Here is a 20226-nt window from a genome sequence, read left to right as displayed (position 1 = left end):
GGCCTCCTCAGTCCGTCCGCAGCGGCGGCAGGGCGCTGCGGTACAGGGCCCCGTCGTCGCCCCGCTCGTGCTCCTTCGGCTGCGGCTCCTTCGCCTGCAGCCGGGCGCCCACCAGGCGGACGATCTCCTCCACCTGCTCTGCAGTGAGATTCCCGACCGGCCCCGCCCGGACGGTGCTCGTCAGGTTCTCGATGCGCACGACCACGGACGGCCGCCCTCCTGCGGCTCACCGGCCGCGCTCCAGACCTTCGTGTACGAGCTCCAGGCTCTCCACCGCGACCTGGCTCTGCGTGGCGTTCAGCTCCGGGCCGGTCCACTTGCTGGGCAGGGCCCTGCTGAACCGCCATTCCGCCTCCACACCACTGCCCGCGGCGTCGAGGACCCGGATCGCCCCGTTGTGGCGCACGGTGGTTCCGGCCAGCAGCGACGCGTACCAGTCCCACAGCACCCGGTCGGCGATCCCGCGCTTCAACCGGATCGGCGTCTGCCTGCCCCGGGCGGGGAACTTGTGCACATGGGTGTTCAGCCCACCCTCGGCGTAGTCCACGAACTCCACCTCGTGCTGCAGGCCGCCGCACTCCGAGAACGCCCCGACCGCGATCCCGTCGACGGTGACCTCGAACCGGAAGCCGAGGAACGGGTCTGTCCGCTGTCCGGTCTCACCCATTGCCCCCACCGCCTCCGGCCGCGGTGACCGCCGTAGGCTCCCGCACGATCCTGAGGACGACGAACTCGGCCGGCGGCGGCGGGTTCAGGTACACCAGGCAGACGAGCCTGCCCGCCAGGACATCCTCCACGGGGTTGTTGCTGGCGTTGCAGACGACGCGGTAGGCCTGCTCGCGGGTGGCGCCGCTGAGCATCCCGCGGCGCCAGACCTCCTCGACGACGCCTGTGACCACCCGGGTGATCTCCGCCTGCAGGCGCCCAGAGTTGGGCTCGAAGACCGTCCAGGCCGCTGCCCGCTCGACGGTGCGCTCGATCATGATCGCCAGGCGCCGGACGTTGAGGTACGTCCATTGGGAGTCGCGGCTGAGCGTGCGCGCGCCCATCACCTGCACCGTCCGGCCGGCCCGGAGCGCGTTGACGCCAGCCTCGTTGAGGTCGCCGTGGTCGAGGTCGTCGAGTGGCGTGGCCGTGTCGACGCCGAGCTCGACCACTTCACCCGCCGGTGGCTTGTGCACGCCGGGACTGGCATCGACCCTGCCACAGATCCCAGCCACGTGGCCGCTCGGCGGCACCTCCACGACCGCGCCTGTGGTCGAGTCCGGGTCCACCACCCGCAGCCACGGGTAGTAGGCGGCGGCGTAGGCAGAGCTCGGCGCCCCTGCCCTCCACTCGAGGGCTCTGGGAACGGTCCCGGGTGGGGCGTCGAGCAGCGCCACCCGGTCGCCCCGGGCCTCGCAGTGGGCGACCACGTCATGTTGGAGGGATGCGGCCTGGTCGTCGCTCAGGTCGAGACGCTCCGGTGCGCGGTCCGCCGGGAGGTCGGCTCGAGCGGCAGGAGCCTCGGGGTGGGCGCAGTCGCGCGGAAGCGGGGTCGGTGTCGTCGACGCCGGGCGTCGTGTGGTCCAGCAGTCGGGGACGCAGACGATCCCGATCTCGTCGATCGCGTCCAGGGCGGCCACGCCCCAGGGGTCCTGGGAGGGCGGGTGGGAGCCGGCGAGGTGCCGGGGCGTTAGGGTTGTCAACCCGTCGGCGCCGCCGGCCAGGCCGAGCTCCGTCGTTCCGGCGTGCTCCGTGGTTCGGGGACGCTCCGATCTCCACGGCCCCGGCGTCCACGCGGCCGTCACCAGCCGGGATCCCGTAGCGGAACCTCCACCCCCTAGCACGGAGACGACGAACCGCCGACCGTTTGGGTCGACGCCGGCGTCGCGCCAGATCTCGAGCACCGCTCCCATTCTCAGCACGAGGGTGAACCGTCCGTGATGCAGCGGGTCAGGCTGGAGCGTCGCCCGGATCCTGTTGCCCCACGTGCCCGGGCTGGTGGCCGTGAGGTGCAGGCGGCCCCCGCTGTCGGGGCCTGTCGTGAGCGGGAGGTCGAGGAACGCGAAACGCGCCCGAGCCGGGTCCGCCGCGCGCACCACCCAGCAGCGGGTCCCGCCGTTGGCGAAGAAGCCCTCAACGGCGTACGGCAGGTTGCCCTGCGCGCGGCCGGTGCCGAACACGCCGATGTATTGCTCGAAGGACTCCACCAGGACCGGCTGGTGCAGCGGGCCCCGCTCGGCGACGCCGACGAAGCCGGTGATGTCGGTGCGGGCGAGGACCGGTTGCTGCGGGGGGGCGTCGAGCCACTCGATCCGTACCCCGGGGGTGCGGTACGAGGAGAGCGGCGCCGGGCGGGCCGGCGTTTCCGGGCCGGTGATCATGCCAGCACGAGATTCTCGACCTGGAGCACGAGCTCCTCGATGGCGACCTCGTTCGTCTTGGCGTTGAACGCCGGCGCGGAGTACTTCGACGGCCATGCGGCGGTGAACTCCCAGCGGAGCGCCTTGTTGTTGCTCTCGTCGTTGAGTTGGATGGCTCCGTCGTGTCGCACGGTCTTGCCGTCCAGCACGGTCTTGCGCCACTGCCACAGCGCGTCGTCCGTGGTGTATCCGCGCTTCAGCGTGATGTCACCGAACTTCTTCAGGCCGGGCAGCTTGCGGACCGTCGGTCCTTCGGCCCCCTCGCGGTAGTCGATCTTGTCGTTCTCGTTGTTGACACCGCTGATCTCCGAGAACCCCCCGACCTGAACGCCATCGATCGTGAGGGTGAAGTTGAAGGCGGTGTACGGGTCGATCCGGGCACCGGTGGTGGCCATAGCTACGCTCCAGTCGTCAGGTCGGGCAGTCAGAGAGGTACGGGAGCCCGGTCACGCGGCCGCCTCCACCGTGAACTGCGAGTAGCGGAAGATGACGAACTCGGCCGGGCGGACGGCCGCGAGCCCGATCAGGCAGATGAGTCGGCCGTTGAGGATGTCGTCCGTCGACATGGTGGAGCGGTCGCAGCGGACGAAGAACGCCTCCTCCGGCGCGGTGCCCATGAGCGCGCCGTCATGCCACACTCGGGTCAGGAACGCGGTGATGCTCTGCCGCACGCGGTCCCAGGTGTACTCGGCGTTCGGCTCGAAGACGACCCACTGCAAGGCCTCGTCGATCGATTCCTCGACGAACATGAAGAGCCGGCGCACGTTGACGTAGGTCCAGCCAGGGTCCTGCGAGATGGTGCGGGCGCCCCAGACCCGCACGCCCAGGCCAGAGGCCCGGAAGTCACGGATGACGTTGATCCTCTCGGGGTTCAAGATGTCGTGCTGTCCCTTGGTGATCGTGTATTCGAGGGGCCCCTCAGTCGGGGTTAGGTTGTCGCTCAGGATGCCCCGCACCTCGTAGTTGGCGGGTGCCTTGTGCACGCCTCGGGTGACGTCGTTGAAGGCGTAGATACCGGCGACGAAACCGCTCGGCGGCACCAGGACCGAGCCGCCGGCCACCGGATCGAGCACCCGGACAAAGGGGTAGTAGATCGCGGCGTAGTCGGACGTCCGGGTGACTTGGATCTTCGTGACGTCGCCATTCCCTCCGGGGACGTCGAGGATGGCCATCCTGTCCCGCAGCGACTCGCACTGCTGCAGCAGCGTCTCGCGGACATGGCCCTGTTCGGTCGCCGGGATGGGCCCGACGATGTCCGGAACCGCCAGGATCGAGATCTGGTCGACGGCCGATAGGGCGAGCAGACCGCGCTGCTGGTTCAGCGGGGCATTCGGATCGCCCTCGTAGTCCAGCGCCTTGATCGCGGCGCCGTCGCTGCCCTTGGTCAGCGGCAGCGTCGTGGGCGCCTGCCCGGGTGCGGGCGCGGGATCGGTCTTGGGCAGCGACGGTGGGTCGTTCGGCTTGGCCCAGCTCAGGTTGACCAGGTGCGACGCGGAGTTCACGGTTGCCAGGGCATAGCGCGGCACCGCCGGATCGATCGCCAGGTCGTCGTACTCCTCGGTGACCGCCGTGGTGGCGCTCGGCGGCAGGTAGGTGACCAGCAGGCGGAATCGAGGCGGCGGCGCGGGCCGACCGGGCGCGGCCGGCTTCGGCGTCTGGCGGGTCGGGAGGAACGCCACCGTCAGGGAGTTGCCCCACGCACCGGTGCCGATGGCGTTCACCACCAGGCTCTGCCCGGCGGCCGCCGTCGCCCGCGACACCGTCGCCATCTGCGCGTTGGCGCCGTTGACCCGGGCCACGAACAGGCGCTGGCCACCGTTGGCAAAGAAGCCCTGGACGGCGAACGGCAGGTAGGAGACCGAGACGGGGATGTGCACGCCGAACCAGCGCACGTACTCCAGCCAAGAGGTCACCAGCAGGGGAGTGTCGGGACCGCGCTCCGTCCGGCCGATGAATCCGGCCGTGCTCGTGCTGACGCCCTCGATAGGCGACACCGTGCTGCGCAGCTCCTCGGTGTACGTCCCGGGAGCGAGGTATTCGGGCATGCGGACTCCTAGACAGGTGTGGTGTCGGGCGGGTCGTAGGTGGTGCTGCTCCGTCGACGTCCCGGGCCGGGCAGCGTGACGTCGAGGACGGTCCCTGAAGCGGGGGGCGAGCCGCCGGGTGGAAGGACGAAGATCCAGTCACCAGTCGCGATCGTCGTCGCGGTCATCCCCGCGTACCGGACCTCTGCCCCTTCGATCGGTTGCCGGTCGGCGGAGCGCAGGGTGCCGCGCATCACCGCAACCGTCCCCGGTACCGGGGCCACCGCCCGGCGCCCGGCCGCGCGGGTCGGCGCGGGAATCGTCGCCTCCTGGAACGGGTAGCGGGGGCCGGGCGTGAGCCTGACCGCGTACGGTGTCGGCCGAACCGCCGGATCCGGCAGCTCGACGTCGGGCAGGTCGACCCGCTCGTAATAGTCGGAATTGACCCGGAGCCGGTAGTGACCCGCGAGGTCCATCCGGCGCACGCGGCGGCGCGCGGCTGCCCCGAATTCCAGCCGGCCCAGGTAGACCCGGAAGCCGTCGGAGGTCGTCCGCAGCACCAGCGTTCCCGGTTCGGCCCAGTCGGTGACGGCCCCCGTGATGCCCAGGACTCGCACCTGCACCTCACCCAGCGGCCGGGGGCGCGTCCCGTCCAGCCCGCGGTCGGCCGCGAACCCGTCGACCAGGTCGAAGACCCGGACCGGCCGCAGGGGCGCGAACTCGTGGCGGGTCACGGGACCGGCTCCAGCGGGGCTAGCTGCGGGTCGTCGTCGGCCAGCACCCGCGCGTCGAACACACGCTCCGCCTGCAGATCGCGATCGCTGTCGATGCGGACGACCCGCACGTCGTAGCAGACCGAGAGACGGTAGGGCTCCCGCAGAGCCTCCCAGATCCGGGTGACCTCCTCCAGTGGGAGCCGGCAGAAGAGCACACGGAGTTCTTCGGTGACCTGGTTCAGCGACTCCTGCACGAAGATCGTCGGATTGTCATGGAGCACCTGCAGTGTCTTGCCGAGCAGTAGCTGGTCGTTCTCCCCACCCCCGGTGAAGGGGGTGATGAGGTAGCTGAGGTCGAGGGGCTGAGGCGCCGCGCGGCGACGGTCGAGCCGATTGTCCAGAGGCGCGGGATCGTTGCGGAGGAACTCATTCTCGGTGATCCGGTACAGCCAGATCGACAGCTTGCGGTTGGGGTTTCGCGCAGTCAGGGTCGGGTTGTCGAAGACGATGGCCTGCTCGTCGCCCACGAGGCCACGCAGCGGGCCCGGGTCGGAGTCATAAGCACTCCACAGCACCCGCCGCAGCGCCCGGCTGGCCGCGTTGACCGTCAGATAGCTGCTCACGACCGCTGCCCTTCTCGGCCGGCAAGCGCCACAGCGTCGCCTAGGGATTCGGGCGACAGATCGCCGAGTTCCTCGCGGGTCGGGCGCAGCCGCCACACGGCCCCGGACCGTCCATCGTCGTACACCGCCACAACGGCTGGCGGGCAGACGTCGACGAAGGGGTCGTCGCCCGGGCGCGTCCCGGGCGAGGACTGCCAGATCACCACGTCCGGACGGTGCAGCAGGGCAAGCGCGAGGGAGTCGCCCGGCACATCAGCCACGATCTGCAGTCCTATCCGGCCGGCGAGGACACTGCGGATCAGGTCGCCGAGGAGGTCGACGCAACCGAGCAGGCCCACCCGCACCGGGCCGGAGCTCTCGACGACCTGCATCCTGGTCACGATCCCGTCACCGGGGCGTCGGGTGGCGCGGGCGAACCCGACGGCGCCGGTGGCGCGTCATGGTTGTCGGGCGGCGTGTCCAGGCGGTTCTGCCAACGCTGCTCCAGCACGGTCACTCGGTCGGTAGTCAGTGCTTCCAGGCTCGCGGTCTTCGCGGTCAGGTCGACCTCCGCCCTAGCCAGGTCGAGCCGCGCCGTGCGCACTGCTTCACGAGCAGCCGCCAACTCGTGCCAGGCGGTCATCAGCATCACCCGGTACTCCTCCGTGGAGAGTTCGTCACCGAGGAGGGTGAGCCGCCGCCCGGCCTCGCTGATCCGGGCATATGCCCCGAAGGTGTTGTTGCCAACTTCGGCAGACCGGACCTGGTCCCGGAGGGAGGCGACCTCGGCCAATTCACCCGTGCGACGGTCCGTCAGGGCGATCAGGTCGTCCCAGACCTTCTGACGGTTGTCCACATCCGCTGCCTTGGCCTCGACCTCGGCGGCGGCATCGTCGTGCGCTGTCTGAGCGGCATCCCTGGCGTTCGCGGCGGTCTCGATATCCGTTTGCAGGCCCTCGACGACGCCCTGGGCGGCCTGAGCATCGTCGCTGAGGATGGCCGTTACGCGGGTCCACAGGTCGTCCAGCGACTCGGCTAGGTCGGACTGTACAGCCGGCAGACCGGCGGCGTCGTACGCGGTAAGGGCAGCTTCTACGGCGTCGAGGTCACCCTGGAGCCCGGCGAAGTCTTCCTGCAGCATGTCCGCCTCGCTGGTCAGCCGGCTGGCCTCTGCCTGATTGGCGTGCAACTTCTCCTAGAGGGCGCTCAGGACCTGGTCCGGTGTCTGCGCCTGCGTGGTCGTCGGGTCGGACATCCCGTTGGAACCTGCTTCCGTCATCGAGCCTCTCCCCTGTCGAACCGGGCCGGGCGCGCCGGACTTTCAGTAAGGCGCGGCGGGCCGGGGCCGGGCAATGGATCATCCAGATCCGGATTCGTCTGGACCGGTCCGGATCCATCGGATCCAGACGCGTCCCAACAAATGGCAGGAGATGATCCTCAGGACGAGCGGCGAGCGATGGCCGAGGCCTCGGAACGGCCCTCGACGCCCAACTTCTCGAGGATGTTGTGCACGTGGTTCTTCACCGTGCAGGGCTGGATGCCGAGATTCTCCGCGATCTGCCGGTTGCTCAAGCCGACGCCGACGAGGTTCAGTATCTCGCGCTCGCGGGTGGTGAGCCGGTCGGTGGGGGCAGCCGGCCGGGTCGCCCCGGCGAGATGAGCCACCCGGCGGAAGAGACCACCGGCCACCTCAGGCGAGCAGATCACCTCGCCGCGCAAGGCGTGCCGTATTACCAGCTGCAGCTGCTCGAGCGAAGCCTCCCGGGGCACGTACCCGCAGACGCCCAGCTCGGCGCATGCCAGGACATCGGCCTCGGTCTCGGCCACGCCGAGTGCCACGACCCGGACCGCGGGCACTGCGTGGGTCAGGCTCCTGATGGTCACCGCTGCGTCCGCGAGCGCCATGTCGAGCAACACCAGGTCTGCGCTCAGGCGGTGGGCGCCGGCGATCCCGCCGGGCCCGTCGCCCGCTGTCGCGACACGGGCCACCTCGGGCAGGGCGCAGAGCACGGTGGCCAGGGACTCGCGGTAGAGTCGGATACCTGTGACAATCACGAGCCGGGCCTCGCCCGGTGCACCGCGACAGTTGACTGAATGCTCCACACCGCCCCCCGGGAACCGCAAACCGAGCGTTTCGATCCTTCCCCGCGGGCTGCCGGGAATTTCGGGGAGATCTCTAAGGTCTTATCGGCGAATATCACCCGGTAAGCTTGCCGCGCGAGCCCACCATTGATCATGCGGCACATTCCGACGCAATCCCAGACTGCTCCCCGTCATCGTTGGCCGCCAGTCTCCACGAGGTCCTTCTTACTTTCCTTCGACTTCTCGATCTGAGCAACGAGGTCATGCAATGGCTTGGCGCCAACCCCGATAACTAAGCCAGTGATCAAAAGATCTGCCCACGCAGATGGATAGTCGGCGCCTGAAGGTGCGATTGCTCTTATCAAGAGAACGTTCAGCACTCCCGCAAGCAAGAACGACAGGCCTACGGCGATTCCCCAAAAGATTATCTTGTTCATCTCGCGACCCTGATCCACGGCAGCCTGTTTTCTTGCGAGCTTCCGAACCGGATCGTCTGCATCTTCACTCCGTGCAGGTGTCGACGCGGAACTTGAGGCTCGCTCCGCCTCCGCGTCCCGCTCGTCCTGCCTCTTCCCTGTGTTTGGGCCGATGAATCGGCTCCAAGGTTCGAGAAAGCGCTCGACGGCGAGCGCTAGGACAGCGAGGGCAGCGAACGGGCTTGAGTTTGCCACCACGTGGAACGACTCGGAGGCGCTGCACCCAGACTTAGTGCGCGCACAGTCCGGAAGGAGGAAGAAGTAGGCAACGATATAGCCGGCAATTGCCACCCCGAGAGCTGTCGCATAGCAGGCCCACCATTTGCCGCGACCAACGCGGCTCTCGGCCGCCCTCACGACCTTGGAACTGCCAGCTTGACGAAGCGCTGGCCGCAGGTTGAGTCGAGGGCCGGCGTCATTCTTGCTCGGCAGCGTCGGAACACTAGCGATAGCCATGACATTCCCCCTACTACCAACTGTGCACCCAAGGTAGTCGTTTGTCCATGCTCCTAATGAGCGAAGACCTCGACAGATAGCATTGCAGCTTTGGTCAGGCCCCCTCACCTTTTCCAAATCAGGCGATCAATTGAGTCAATCAAATGAGTCATTTCGAAAGTTCGTCCACGGCTTCCACCGATAAGGAGCCGCGAAGATCCGGCTAAGCCTCGCGGGTGTGTGACGAGTCGCGCCGGCGATGCACTCCCACGGCGTCCCCCGGACGGCTTCGGGATATGAATGGGTGCTGCCCGGCAGTCTCGCGGCGGTATCGCTAATCAAGGCCGCCTGGGCAGAACACCTACCCCCAGGCATCGGCGCCGCACGGCAACGCAAGTTCGTGCTGCGACTCAACCGAATCGGTATCCACGAGCTCACCTTCGAACTCAGACGACCATGGGAGGACGACGCCGCACCCGCTGCTCGCAAACACGTCGTCGTCGTGCACGTCCATCCAGCATCATGACCGTTACCCAGCCGATCCTCGGCAGCTGGATACCTACCGTGCAACCGTCCAGCAAATCGCCGTACGTCTCCGCTGGCACACCCTGACACGAGCGATCAATCAATTGACTGCCCTAGGCACAGCGTTCAGCGGCGCCGACGGCAACCCCATCTATTACCACGCGTGAGCCGCCGAATGTCTTGCGGTAGGCGCGCTGTGCGACCACAGTGGTGTCAGGAGAGTAGCCGCGGCGAGGGGGAGCATATGCCGACGGTCGCTATTGTGATCGACATCGACGATGACGCACATTACTTCGTGTCATTGCGGGAGTTGGTGGGAACGGAGTACGTCGAACGGACGCGGGGTGTCATTGCCTGTCCGCTACCGCCACCCGAGGGCGGCGCGATGTCGGCTGGTCTGGAAGAATTGTTCCGCGATGCGTTGAGTGGTGCGATGCCCGACGTCACCACTGTGCGCTCGCTCGGTCAGTACCTCTGGAGTTCGGCGGTCGGCCCCGTCGAGAAGAAGTGGGCCGACCTGGTGCCCGAGCGGACCATCCTCGACGTCCGGGCGGCTGCCCTGCAACGGCTGCCATGGGAGGCGTTGCAGCGCAAGATGCAGATCATGTTCCAGGCGCAGCAGACGATGTTCGTACGGGCGCCTGCCGAGGTCGCTGCAATCCCGGCGGTGGACCCGCCGTTGCGGGTCCTCGTACTCATCGGGCGGACCGCCGACAACACCCTGCTGTGGCGAGAAGAATTGCGGGCGTTGGAGGTTCTCGGTGCACAGCGCCCCGAACGCTTTCACGTCGAGGTGCTTGCCGAACCGGACGTGCAGACGCTGAAGGACGAGTGCAAGGATCTGCAGCCGCACGTGCTGCACGTCATCGCGCACGGCGACATCATCGGCGAGACGCGTGGTGTCCGGATCGGCGATACCGCCACCGGCTACTTACTCGATGCCGACATGGTCGTCAACGACCTCGCCTACCGGTTCCCTGTGGTTGTGCTCAACGCGTGCCACACCGGCCAGGCAACTGCGCTCGAGGGTGTAACCGGACTGAGCGAAGCGTTTCGTGGCAATGGAACAACCGCCACGGTTTGCATGCAAGGAGCCATCCGGGGCACAGCCGCCGCGAGCTTCAGCGCGAAGTTCTATAGTTCGCTGCTGCAGGGAAATTCGCTCGATCAAGCCTGTCTCGACGGACGGCTGGGCATCGACAAGGACGGCATCGACCGTTGGTTGCCCCAACTGCTGATGTCTGCCGGTCCCGGTCCCCTGCTCGCACCGCCGCAGGTGGTGATGGGTCCGGATCCGGCCGAGGCGATCGATCGCGCAGCCGAACGACGCCGGCTCGTGTTCGCGCTGGCGCCTATCCTCGAGCCACCTCGGCTCCGCGCCGCGATCGTGTACGGCGAGCCGCAGGCCGGCAAGACCTGGGTCGCCCGCGGTGCCGGATTCTTGCTGCGGGCGGCGGGCGCGAAGGTGCGGTACGTCGACCTCAAGGCCTCGAGCCCGCTGCGCTGGGAGAACGTACTTCGCGCGATCCGCGACCCGGCATCCGACGACGCACCACCGACCGAGCTTCTCCCTGCCGAGCTGTTCCGCGAGTTCACCGCCGCACTGAATTCGGTTCGGCAAGGGCTGCCACCGCAGTCCCAGGCTGCTGATCTCCCTCCGGGACCGGTAATCGACGACTTCGGCCGGATCGAACCGGTCAGCGAGCGGACACCCGACCACATCCCTGTGTTGTTCGACCTGTTCCGGCAGGCGTTGTCTGCCACCGCCGCGGATCGAGGACTCTTCCTCGTGCTCGACCACCTCGACCATGTCGATCCGGACGAACTCGCCAGACACCTGGTTCCCCGGCTGTTGCAGCCGATCGCGCTGGGCGAGGTCCCGAACGTGTCCGTGGTACTCGTGGCGGGCGCGTCGGCGCTCGAACCACTGCGCGGTCTGCCGGCCGAGAGGGTGCGAATCGAGCTGCCGACAGCGGAGCAGTTCAAACGGTTCGCCGCCGTCTACGCCGATGTCCGGTCCGCCACGTCCGGCTGCAGCCCGGCGATGCTGGAGCAGTATCACTCGTGGGTCGACGCCACCAAGATCGACGGGACGTGGAAGCTGGCGACACTACACAGGCTGTACAGCGCCAGCGCCGGAATGGTGTCCTGACATGGTGAGCTCGCCCAACGAAGCGATTCTCGAGCGGTTGCGGGCCGGCGAGGACCCGGGCCTAGTCCTTGCCTCCCTCGAGCCGGCCGGCGTACGAACGGCGTTGCGCTTCGTGGCTCCGTTGCGATGGGTAACCGAGCCCGTCTGGTCCGGCGCGATTCAGCACCGGGCACCGGAGACCGCCTTGGAGGAACTCCGCGCACGCGGACTCCTCCAGCAGTTGCCGAGGGAGCCGGGACGCTTCGTCCTCGCCGATGACACGAGGGCGACGTACCTGAGCGAGTGGGACGCCGACGAGCTCGCGACGTACAGCGCGGAACTGACGAAGCTCTTCGACACAGACGACCGGGAGCGGCTCTACCATCTGATGCTGGCAAACCTCGACGCGGCCGTCGCCCTATTCGAAGAGCTGTTCTCCATGGCCGACGAACGATTCGACCTGACCACAGCGCGCGAGCTGCTCGACTTCTTCGAACGACCCGACCGGCGCCACGTCGTCGACGCCCCGCTCGCGGACCGGTTGGCCGAACTCCGATCCCGCGTGGACACTCGGGCGGCCTGGTCGATGGACTACTACCGGTCAGTCGGCTTCCTGGATCGTCCGGAGTACACGGATCAGCTGGAACAATTGCTCGCAGGCGACGGATTCCGTGCCCTGCAGCTGGTCGCAATGGGCGGTATGGGCAAAACCATGCTGCTGCGCTCGTTCATCGCGCGGCGCTGCGTTCCGAACCGCATACCGGTGGCCCGGATCGATTTCGACGATGTCGACCCGATGATCGCGACGAGGTATCCATGGCTGCTGCAAATCGCGCTCGCCCATCAACTCAACGGACAGGTACCCAGTAAACCCTTCGAGGCGTTGCTCGGCGAGCGCCGCCGATTGATACCAGCGCTGTTCCGAGGCCGCGAGACATCCGCAGCGTTGCTCGAGTTGGCGTCGATGGGCACCACCGATGCACTCGCCGAAGAGGTGAACGCCCGGTACGAAGAAGGTCTGACCCGACTGGTTGAAGCTGCTCGACCGGCGGTGCTCGTCATCGACACACTCGAGGTGGCACTGCTGCGCACCGACCTGCGGATCGACGGTGTGATCTCGACGTTGTTCCGAACCCTCCAGCGCCCCGAAGTCCGGCTGGTGCTCGCCGCTCGCTACGACGTACTCAGGCGCGTGGACCGAGCCGTTGCCGACCCGGCTACGGACATGCGAACCCTGCAACTGGAGAACTTCACCGACAGCGAGGCTCGCGACTACCTTGGCACAGTCCGCGGCATCGATCAGCCCGGGATGGTCGACGCCGTGCTGGCCAAAGGCGATCTCATGCCGTTCACACTGGCACTGTACGGCGACCTCGTCCGACAGGATCCGAACATCACACCGGCCGACATCGCGGCATTCGATGATCCCCAGCAACTCTATCTGATCGAGCGGGTGCTGGAGCGGATCGACGATCCGGCAGTGCTATACGCCCTACGCTACGGCGTCGTCGCGCGGCGTCTCGACCGGCAGTTCGTCGACCAGGTTCTGCTGCCCTACATCGCCGCGGCGCTGCGTCGCCAGCCATTGGGCGACGACCCCCACCTCGATCCGCACGACCGAATGCGGGCCCGGTTCGTCATCGATGAGGTCAGCGAGATCACCGCGGACGACCTGTGGCGGCGGCTGACGTCCTACGCATCGAACCAATCCTGGGTGTCCTTCGTGCAAGACCCGAACGACGCCGCCGGCGAGTACCTGAGCTTCCATCCGAATGTGCGCGAACCGATGCGCCTCGTCATGGAGCAGCAAGACGTGTTGCGGATGCTGCATGACAGCTCGTGCCAGTACTTCCAGTCGCTGATGCGGGCGCAGCCCTACAGAGTGGTGCAGTGGGCCGAGGAGGCCGCGTATCACCTTTTCCACGCCCGCGGACCGGCCGGCGCCGACGACTGGCAGGATCTACTCACAGAGGTCGATCAGCTCGCCGGCACGACCGCGCGGGGAGACGTAGCCGCAGCGCTGACGGCCGACGACGACCTCATCGCGCTGAGCGGGCAGCAGCCACGTCGATGGTTCAGCGAAGAGCCGCTGATGTCTCTCGACACCCTGGCTGCTGCTCACCTCGACGTCGCGTTGGCACGACTGGCCGAGCCGGCCATGTTCTCTGGACTCAGCTGGGACCAGGTCGATCATCGGTTGTCGGCGATCGAGGCGATGGAGAAACAGGCCGACCGCCCGCTCGTCGACGGGGAGCGCAAGTCCGCGGTCTGGACAGCGTTGCGCGCGCATCGCGGTGACCTGTCCGCCCGCACTAACGCGCTCGAACGCCTCGCGCAGTCGGACGATCTGGACGTGCTCAGCGCCCTGTCCGGCGTTGCGCTGTCAGCTGCCGGCCAACTCGGTCTGTCGGCGCTGCGCCGGCTGGCGGCCCGGAAAATGCAGTCGCCTCAGGTCCAGGCCTCGATCCAGACTCTGCTGGCCACTTTGTTCCTCGCCGCGGGCGACACCATCTCCGCCGAACAGCAGGCTCGACTCGCCAGCGCCGTCGTGGGAGACGACGACCTCGTCGACTTCCAGGTCTGGCTTTCACTGAACCGTTGTATGCCGCTCGCGGCCGCTCGGCTGCTTGCCCGTCAGCCCGCCACGCCGTCGGTGGTGGCCCGTCAGGGTCGAGCCGCGTTGCTCGCTTGCCGGCCGGATCTCGCGCTCGATGCCGTGGGCCGGCTAGCCGTGCACGAGTCGACAGCCGGGAGCGGCACCGTGCTACGTGAGGCCGCGGCACTTGCGGTCGTTGCCGAACTGGAGGGACGGGTCGCCGCAATCTGGGGTGATGCCAACGCGGCAGTCAGCTACCTCGACAGCGCGGCATCTCAATGGCGTGACGCTGGGGACTTGTTGCGCGAGGCCGACGCTCGTGCGACCAGCGCGAAGGTTCTGCTCGACGCCGGTCGCGTGGTCGAAGCGGAACGGCACATCGACGCGGCCGGCCGGGTCGATGTGCCACGCGACCACGACCAATGGATCCGCGTCCAGCTGCTCCGGTCCCGTTGGCTGCACCGGCGCGGCTATGAGGCGGACGCTCGCGGCCTGCTCAACGCCATGGCCGCTGAGCTCGAGGCCCTTCCGCGAGGACCATCCGCACTGGCTCAGGTCGCCGTCCAGGGCCTCGCGCTGAACACCGCCGAAAGCTGGCAGATGTACCTGCCGCTACTGACTCGCGCGGTCGAGGCCTTCCGGCCGACGGATGCAGTACTGCACGCACTGGACGGCCTCGAGCACTGTCGTCCCGTCCTGCCGCCACACCCGGCCCCAGAGACCGGACCGTTACTCGACCTCATCCAGAACACACCAGCGCGTCGCGACGTCACCCCGGAGGATCAGATCGTACGGTCATTGCGACTCGCCGAGCTGGCAAGGGTCCTCGATGAACCGAACGGCGTCGACGAGTGGCTGACCGCGGCGGCATCGATCAAGGTCGCGCCCGGCTCAGTGGCTTCGCTCCGCGTCCTCGAGGCAGCAGCCCGGGCCCAACATGTGGTGCCTGGTCTGGAGAGGATCGCGGCGACCTTCACCGATCGCCACGGCCGGAGTCCAGAGGTGGCACTCGACGCACTGATCTCCTGGGCACGAGCGGCTGGCGACATCCAGCAATGGGCGCCACATCTGGACAGCATGGTCGGACTTCTGGAACGCACCAGCGCTCCGTCGCGCCGCAACGCCGAGGTCCTGCTGCTGCAGGCAGCGGCGGCAGAACATTACCTCATCGACGGCGACCCCGCCGAGCTGCTGCGGCTGGCTGCACAGATGTACCAGTCGCTCGGCGACGACATCGCGGCACAGGAGATCATCACCGCCCAGGAGGAACACCTGCCCCTGGCCGGCACCGCGGCTCCAAGCTGGGGTCCGGACCTCGATGTGATCGATATCGACACGTATCAGGACGCCCAGAGACAAATGATCCTCGACGGCCGAATCACGGGATGGAAAGGATCGACCCCAGGTACTGGGCGGAAGTGGGAACCCGGCAGCCCATGGTCACTCCCCGACCCCTCGTCATTGGTCGACATGCTCAGCGATCCGCTGAGACCGTTCGTCGAGGTTGGCTCGGACGCACGGATGCGGATCGCATCACCGCAACTTGCCGAGTTGCCGTGGGAGGCCGGATGGCCAGGCGAGTCGGCGCAGGTGCTTTTCCGCGCGTCCCGCGACGGCGGCACGCGGAGAGTCATGCGGCTCCAGCGCGCGCTGGTCCACGCCGGGCATCACCTTGTAGTCGACGGCGTGATCGGTCCGCAGACCACTCAAGCGATCGACCAGTATCAGGCCGTGCGGGCGCTCGACTCCCCGCTTTCGATCGAACCGGTGCTCCGGGCCGAGGACTCGAGCCGACTGAGCGCGCTGATCCTGCAGCTCAGCCATGGGGTCAAGCTGAGCCAAGGCAAGCGACCCTGGACACGCGAAACGTGGATCGACTACGAGCCCTTCTTCGACACCACCGTGATCGATGACCCGACCAGCCGGGACGTGGCCGCGCTGCAATCTCCGTGCTCGGTGGTGCACATCCAAGCCACACTGGAGGTGCGTGGCCTGGACGTCTGCCTTTCGTTCGACAGCGGCCAGTCGCTTCGGCACTCCAACGAATACGGTCTCGACGTGCTGAGCGTCACGGCGCTCGACGATCTGCTGGGACGGTTGACGTCCGGCCTCGGGCCGGTGGTCATCCTCGAGGCGGTTGCGCCGAGCAGCCCGATCGAGATCGTTCGCCAGGTGCTTCTGCGAAACCTCTTCGCCTCCGAGCTGTTCGACCTCGGCTACGCCAACGCCGTACTCGCGATCGGGCCGGTGCGCCCCGGCGCCGAGGGTCAGCTGCGGCAGCTGATCCCGGCGGCACTAGCCGGACAGATCGCCGGTCTCGAAGATGTCGGCGACCTGTACCGAACACTCCGGCCGTCCTCGCGGGACCAGATCCTGCGCGAATCCCTCGCGGTGCCGGCGCTCTTCGTCGAGGACCCTGGTGCGGTGCGGTTCCAGTGAGTACGCTCGCCGAACGCCGGAAGGCTGAACTTGCGGCGAAATCACAACTGCTGCGCGACGAGCTGGCCTTCTGGCAGGGCCTCGCCGGGGAAGAAGGCGTACTGAGAAAACACCACACCCAACTGCTTCGCCTACGCCACATGCTCGACGCCGCCCTTGACCAGCTCGACACCGATGGCGCTTGGAAATTCACAACTGAGCAGTTGCTGGGGCTGCATCACGTTTGGGACTTCTTCCGCTCGAAGCTGGCTCTGCGGCTGGTGGAAAAATTCCAGCCACCGTTGATCGCAGCGGACGAGCTGGCCTGGTCCTGCGTCCGACCGTTGTACGACGCCGCGATCGCCGCGGACACCCGATCCGCGGACGACCTCCGCGAGCCACCGCTGGCATATTTCGACAGCAGCGGCTCGCCGTTCGCGCAGGGACGCAGGCAGGCCTACCGGAACCTGCTTCCTGCAAGACGCCTCAGCGACATCCCCGCGCAAGTGGTGAACCACCTCCCGGTACCGGTGATCGGAGTTCCATGGCACCAGCAAGCCCATCTGCCGGAGACCGCGGTGATCGCACACGAGGCGGCGCACCTCGTGGACGATGACCTCGACCTCGTCACTGCTCTCACGCCGGCGCTTGCGGCCAGCGTCTCGGACCAGTGGCTGCTGTGGCTCCCCGAGGTTCTTGCTGATGTCCTCGCCACCCTCTGGCTCGGCCCGTCCTACGGGCAGGCATTGTCGGACCTGATCGAGGCGTCTCCGGCGGACGCACCGGCCTATCCGCCGCCGACCGTACGGATGCAGCTCGTCGATGCGACCATCCCGCTGCTCGGTGCGTGCGCGCAGCCCGCAGAAGGCGACGTCAGCACGGTGGCCAACATCATCGCCTGCACTCCGCTACCGGTCATCGGCAACGTGCGGCTACGCGACATCGCCGTCTTCACAGCCGCGAAGCAGGCCCAGGTGCGAGTGGCTGCGGATCAGCTCCGCGGATCGATCGCGCTCACTAGCCGCGACCCACGCGTGCTGATCGCAGCCGGTGTCGTCGCCTTCGGCGAAAAGCCGGACGAGTTCGTCAGCGGCGGTCAAGCAGCCCTTGTGTTCGAACGCATCGTGGCCGTCCGCGATGCCCTACAGCGCGCCGAACCAGGTACCGCGGACCACGCCGCCAGACCAAAGGATCGCCAAGTGGGCATGGACCTCATCGAGCTACTCGGTCAGGAACGCAACGACACCGCGGGGTCGCCGAGCACCACATAGTTCTGCACGTCGGTTCGTTCCATCCACAGCGTGAGCAACCTGCGCCTCTCGTTGGCATCACCATCGACTGACCTCAGGCTGCGTGCGAGCGTGGTCGACAAGATCGCGTACGCCTCGTTGAACGTCCGCATCGAGTGTCCCACCGGGACACCGCTGACCAGTTGCCCGAACACGTCCTTGAACCGACCCAGCTGGCTTCCACCGGCACTCGTGATCGAATACCCCCAAGCTCGCTCGACGTGGCCGATCACCGCGAGCGCACCGCCATCGGGATGTGCCAGCAGTCGTTGCGGCAAGCAAGCAACGAACGGTTCCGTGGCGATCTGTGGCGCCACCGAACCGTAGCGTGGGAAGTCGTCGAGTTGCGGCGTACCAGCCCCGTAGCAGGCAAACAGAAACGCGATCAGGCCGTGCACCTTCGCGTCTGCGACATCAGTTCCTGCCAGGGTTACAGAAGGTCCGACTGGACCGCCGGTCCAGTCCTGACACACCAGAGCGCCATGTTGGGAACGCTGATCCGGGCTGTCGGCCGGGAGACCGCCGAGCCCGTGGCTGGCGGTGACGAGCAAGCCCGGCCGCCCGGCCCCTGCGTCGTGACCGGCGAGCAGATCAAGTAGTGCCTGCCTTGTCGCGCCATCTCCGACGACTCCGATCGACCGGTATCCGAAACGCTCGGCGAGTCCTTCCGACTCGTCCCCAGGCAGCAGCGGCTGCAGCAACTGATCCGCGCTGAGTTTGGTCGCCCGATCCCAAGCGTGTCTGGTTCCCCAATACGCCGCAACCCGATCACGCGCCGGATCGCCCGCTTCGGCGGCAACCACACTCTCGGCGTACCGCTGGTACTCCTCGGGCGTATCGAACGCCACGCGGCCGACGGCGTACTCGATGTCCAGAAGGTATTGGAACTCGAACGGGATCTGTGCGGGCGAGCCGACCAGGAGGACGTAGTACCCGACCCGGCTCGGGTCGATGGTGCCGGGATTGACGGCGTGGCGGGCCAACCATCCGATCAGGTCTTCGCCCGGGAAATACTCGTGCTGATGCAGGTTGACCGCATCCACCTGGCTTGCACGGTGGGCCACGAGCGGCTCCAGCGCGGCCCGTACCTCGGCCTGTTCGCTGTGTGCGAAGACGACACTCCAGCCGGCCTGAGCGACCTCGGTCGGTATGACATCCCACGGCAGCGCCGCCGCCGCTCCGACGCCCACCTGCTCCGGGCCGGTACCAATCGCCGACTTCGCGATCAGGTCGGTGAGCTCCTCCTCGGAGATCTCGATGAGTGGCCGCCCCGTGCGCGCATCAATCCCGTTGCAGACAATCATTTCGCCCCCCGAACCCCCTGTGAAGTCTGTACCATGATTGCGGGGAATTGCCGTTCTGGCGAGGGGGAAACGGATATGGGGGAGAACGTACGCGTTGAGCCCGGGGATGTGTTGCTGTTTCATGGCAACAGCTTTCTCTCCTGGGCGATCCGGCTGTTCGACAACACTGACGTGAACCATGCCGCGCTGGCTCTGGACGAGACAACGCTGGCTGAGGCTGCGGCACGTGGACTCCGGCGAGCACCGCTGGCCGCCGCTGTCGCAACAAACGATTACATGACGGTACGGCGGTACCCGAACGCCGACCTTGCATCGGTGATCGGAACCGCAGGCGGATGGGTGGACCGACGATCGCCGTATGCCTATCAGCAGATCGTCCTTCTGGGTCTGCTCGCGGCGACGCGCGCAATTCCAGTCGGCGGGTTCGGCCGCAGGATGCTGCGGTCCATCCTGGACCACGCGGCGGCCGCGCTGAACGCCTTCGTCGACGTGGACGGTCATCGCAGCATGATCTGCTCGGAGTTCGTTTACCGGTCCTTTTCTGAAGCCCCCTCCGACCCGAGGGAGCGGTTCCGACTGCTCATCAAGTCCGGCGATATCGCTTTCGACGGCACGGAAAACTCGCTGGCCGAGTGGGGCGCCGACCAGCCCGACGAGCGGTACGAGACCGCGCTGAACCAGCCGGTAAGTTTCGGCGTACCCACCGTTCCACCAGAAGACGCCGACATGGTGGCCGAAGCGGAACTTGCTCCGCTGATCGTTGCCTGGGCCGAGGAGAACGGTCTCGCGGACGATGACATGCCACCGGCGCCGCCACCCTCGTTCGACCTCGGTGCAGATCCCACTGACGAGGAACTGCTGGCGTCCCTGGTCGAGTTCAGCACCGCGTTCGCAGGTGATTCCGACCAGACCTCCTTCGGAGTGGGTACTGCAATCGGCATCGCAGCGGCTCGCGGCGCTGTCCGCGGCCTCCTCCGCCCAGCCATCGAGGCCAACTTCGTCACCCCAGGAGACCTACTCAAATCCCCGACCCTCATCGACGTCGGTCGAATGAGTCACTGAACTGTGTGAGTCGATCCCAGCTCTTGGACCGATGACACCAAATAGATTGTCTTCGTCGCCGACTGTCTAGCTTTCGCGCTGGGAGTCAAGGGTGCGTGTGGGCAGGCGTGAGTGCCGTCCGGCGTCTTGGCGGTTCGGACGGGGTCTGGTGCGTGATGAAG

Annotated in this window: 17 protein-coding genes; 5 read left to right on the top strand and 12 right to left on the bottom strand. The window is 67.1% G+C overall.

What is annotated here, in order from left to right; genetic code table 11:
- Positions 1 to 7: 7 nt before the first annotated feature.
- The 11 genes from AB0H36_RS41770 to AB0H36_RS41720 all read right to left on the bottom strand — a co-directional run bounded on the left by AB0H36_RS41770 (position 8) and on the right by AB0H36_RS41720 (position 8662).
- A complete protein-coding gene (locus AB0H36_RS41770) occupies positions 8 to 205 on the bottom strand; it encodes a hypothetical protein (protein WP_360536540.1) in 198 nt (65 codons plus the stop codon).
- Between the two features lie 21 nt (positions 206 to 226).
- Positions 227 to 667 carry a phage tail protein gene (locus tag AB0H36_RS41765; RefSeq protein ID WP_360536538.1) on the bottom strand — a complete coding sequence of 147 codons (441 nt, stop codon included), beginning with the start codon at positions 665 to 667 and terminating at the stop codon, positions 227 to 229.
- Complete coding sequence (locus AB0H36_RS41760; RefSeq protein WP_360536536.1) at positions 660 to 2366, bottom strand: phage tail sheath subtilisin-like domain-containing protein; 1707 nt, start codon at positions 2364 to 2366, stop codon at positions 660 to 662. Before AB0H36_RS41760 ends, AB0H36_RS41765 begins: the two co-directional genes overlap by 8 nt.
- Positions 2363 to 2800 carry a phage tail protein gene (locus tag AB0H36_RS41755; protein WP_360536534.1) on the bottom strand — a complete coding sequence of 146 codons (438 nt, stop codon included), beginning with the start codon at positions 2798 to 2800 and terminating at the stop codon, positions 2363 to 2365. Before AB0H36_RS41755 ends, AB0H36_RS41760 begins: the two co-directional genes overlap by 4 nt.
- A gap of 51 nt (positions 2801 to 2851) precedes the next feature.
- Positions 2852 to 4450: a phage tail sheath C-terminal domain-containing protein gene (locus AB0H36_RS41750; RefSeq protein ID WP_360536532.1), complete on the bottom strand. Its 1599-nt coding sequence runs from the start codon at positions 4448 to 4450 to the stop codon at positions 2852 to 2854.
- A gap of 8 nt (positions 4451 to 4458) precedes the next feature.
- Entirely contained in the window at positions 4459 to 5163 is a 705-nt protein-coding gene (locus AB0H36_RS41745) for a hypothetical protein (RefSeq protein WP_360536530.1), read from the bottom strand.
- Complete coding sequence (locus AB0H36_RS41740) at positions 5160 to 5768, bottom strand: DUF4255 domain-containing protein (RefSeq protein WP_360536528.1); 609 nt, start codon at positions 5766 to 5768, stop codon at positions 5160 to 5162. Before AB0H36_RS41740 ends, AB0H36_RS41745 begins: the two co-directional genes overlap by 4 nt.
- On the bottom strand, positions 5765 to 6139 hold the full coding sequence (locus tag AB0H36_RS41735) for a hypothetical protein (RefSeq protein ID WP_360536526.1): 375 nt from the start codon (positions 6137 to 6139) through the stop codon (positions 5765 to 5767). Before AB0H36_RS41735 ends, AB0H36_RS41740 begins: the two co-directional genes overlap by 4 nt.
- Before the next feature lie 5 nt (positions 6140 to 6144).
- Positions 6145 to 6936: a hypothetical protein gene (locus tag AB0H36_RS41730; RefSeq protein WP_360536524.1), complete on the bottom strand. Its 792-nt coding sequence runs from the start codon at positions 6934 to 6936 to the stop codon at positions 6145 to 6147.
- A 248-nt stretch (positions 6937 to 7184) separates the two neighbouring features.
- Positions 7185 to 7802, bottom strand: coding sequence for a response regulator transcription factor (locus tag AB0H36_RS41725; protein WP_360536522.1), 618 nt, complete (start codon positions 7800 to 7802; stop codon positions 7185 to 7187).
- 218 nt (positions 7803 to 8020) lie between these two features.
- Entirely contained in the window at positions 8021 to 8662 is a 642-nt protein-coding gene (locus AB0H36_RS41720; RefSeq protein WP_360536520.1) for a hypothetical protein, read from the bottom strand.
- A gap of 337 nt (positions 8663 to 8999) precedes the next feature.
- Between AB0H36_RS41720 and AB0H36_RS41715 the strand changes: the two genes are divergently transcribed.
- The 4 genes from AB0H36_RS41715 to AB0H36_RS41700 all read left to right on the top strand — a co-directional run bounded on the left by AB0H36_RS41715 (position 9000) and on the right by AB0H36_RS41700 (position 17681).
- Entirely contained in the window at positions 9000 to 9266 is a 267-nt protein-coding gene (locus tag AB0H36_RS41715) for a protease inhibitor I42 family protein (RefSeq protein WP_360536518.1), read from the top strand.
- A gap of 243 nt (positions 9267 to 9509) precedes the next feature.
- On the top strand, positions 9510 to 11417 hold the full coding sequence (locus tag AB0H36_RS41710; protein ID WP_360536516.1) for a CHAT domain-containing protein: 1908 nt from the start codon (positions 9510 to 9512) through the stop codon (positions 11415 to 11417).
- A gap of 1 nt (position 11418) precedes the next feature.
- On the top strand, positions 11419 to 16431 hold the full coding sequence (locus tag AB0H36_RS41705; RefSeq protein WP_360536514.1) for a hypothetical protein: 5013 nt from the start codon (positions 11419 to 11421) through the stop codon (positions 16429 to 16431).
- Complete coding sequence (locus tag AB0H36_RS41700) at positions 16428 to 17681, top strand: hypothetical protein (protein ID WP_360536512.1); 1254 nt, start codon at positions 16428 to 16430, stop codon at positions 17679 to 17681. The genes AB0H36_RS41705 and AB0H36_RS41700 overlap by 4 nt, the downstream gene beginning before the upstream one ends.
- Here AB0H36_RS41700 and AB0H36_RS41695 read toward each other — a convergent pair.
- Positions 17639 to 19126, bottom strand: coding sequence for a hypothetical protein (locus AB0H36_RS41695; RefSeq protein WP_360536510.1), 1488 nt, complete (start codon positions 19124 to 19126; stop codon positions 17639 to 17641). The two genes, AB0H36_RS41700 and AB0H36_RS41695, sit on opposite strands and share 43 nt — an antisense overlap.
- Between AB0H36_RS41695 and AB0H36_RS41690 the strand changes: the two genes are divergently transcribed.
- A complete protein-coding gene (locus tag AB0H36_RS41690) occupies positions 19079 to 20065 on the top strand; it encodes a hypothetical protein (RefSeq protein ID WP_360536508.1) in 987 nt (328 codons plus the stop codon). The genes AB0H36_RS41695 and AB0H36_RS41690 overlap by 48 nt on opposite strands.
- Positions 20066 to 20226 lie beyond the last annotated feature (161 nt).

It is taken from the genome of Kribbella sp. NPDC050820, assembly GCF_040653975.1.
Lineage (GTDB): Bacteria > Actinomycetota > Actinomycetes > Propionibacteriales > Kribbellaceae > Kribbella.
The sequence above is the reverse complement of the archived record's forward strand: the minus strand, read 5'-3'. Positions and strand labels throughout refer to the sequence as shown.

Bases quoted from the DNA above. Each gene is read 5' to 3' on its own strand.
- AB0H36_RS41735 (WP_360536526.1), bottom strand. From the start codon at position 6,139: ATGCAGGTCGTCGAGAGCTCCGGCCCGGTGCGGGTGGGCCTGCTCGGT.
- AB0H36_RS41690 (WP_360536508.1), top strand. From the start codon at position 19,079: ATGGGGGAGAACGTACGCGTTGAGCCCGGGGATGTGTTGCTGTTTCAT.
- AB0H36_RS41755 (WP_360536534.1), bottom strand. From the start codon at position 2,800: ATGGCCACCACCGGTGCCCGGATCGACCCGTACACCGCCTTCAACTTC.
- AB0H36_RS41715 (WP_360536518.1), top strand. From the start codon at position 9,000: ATGCACTCCCACGGCGTCCCCCGGACGGCTTCGGGATATGAATGGGTG.
- AB0H36_RS41765 (WP_360536538.1), bottom strand. From the start codon at position 667: ATGGGTGAGACCGGACAGCGGACAGACCCGTTCCTCGGCTTCCGGTTC.
- AB0H36_RS41760 (WP_360536536.1), bottom strand. From the start codon at position 2,366: ATGATCACCGGCCCGGAAACGCCGGCCCGCCCGGCGCCGCTCTCCTCG.
- AB0H36_RS41695 (WP_360536510.1), bottom strand. From the start codon at position 19,126: ATGAAACAGCAACACATCCCCGGGCTCAACGCGTACGTTCTCCCCCAT.
- AB0H36_RS41705 (WP_360536514.1), top strand. From the start codon at position 11,419: ATGGTGAGCTCGCCCAACGAAGCGATTCTCGAGCGGTTGCGGGCCGGC.
- AB0H36_RS41750 (WP_360536532.1), bottom strand. From the start codon at position 4,450: ATGCCCGAATACCTCGCTCCCGGGACGTACACCGAGGAGCTGCGCAGC.
- AB0H36_RS41710 (WP_360536516.1), top strand. From the start codon at position 9,510: ATGCCGACGGTCGCTATTGTGATCGACATCGACGATGACGCACATTAC.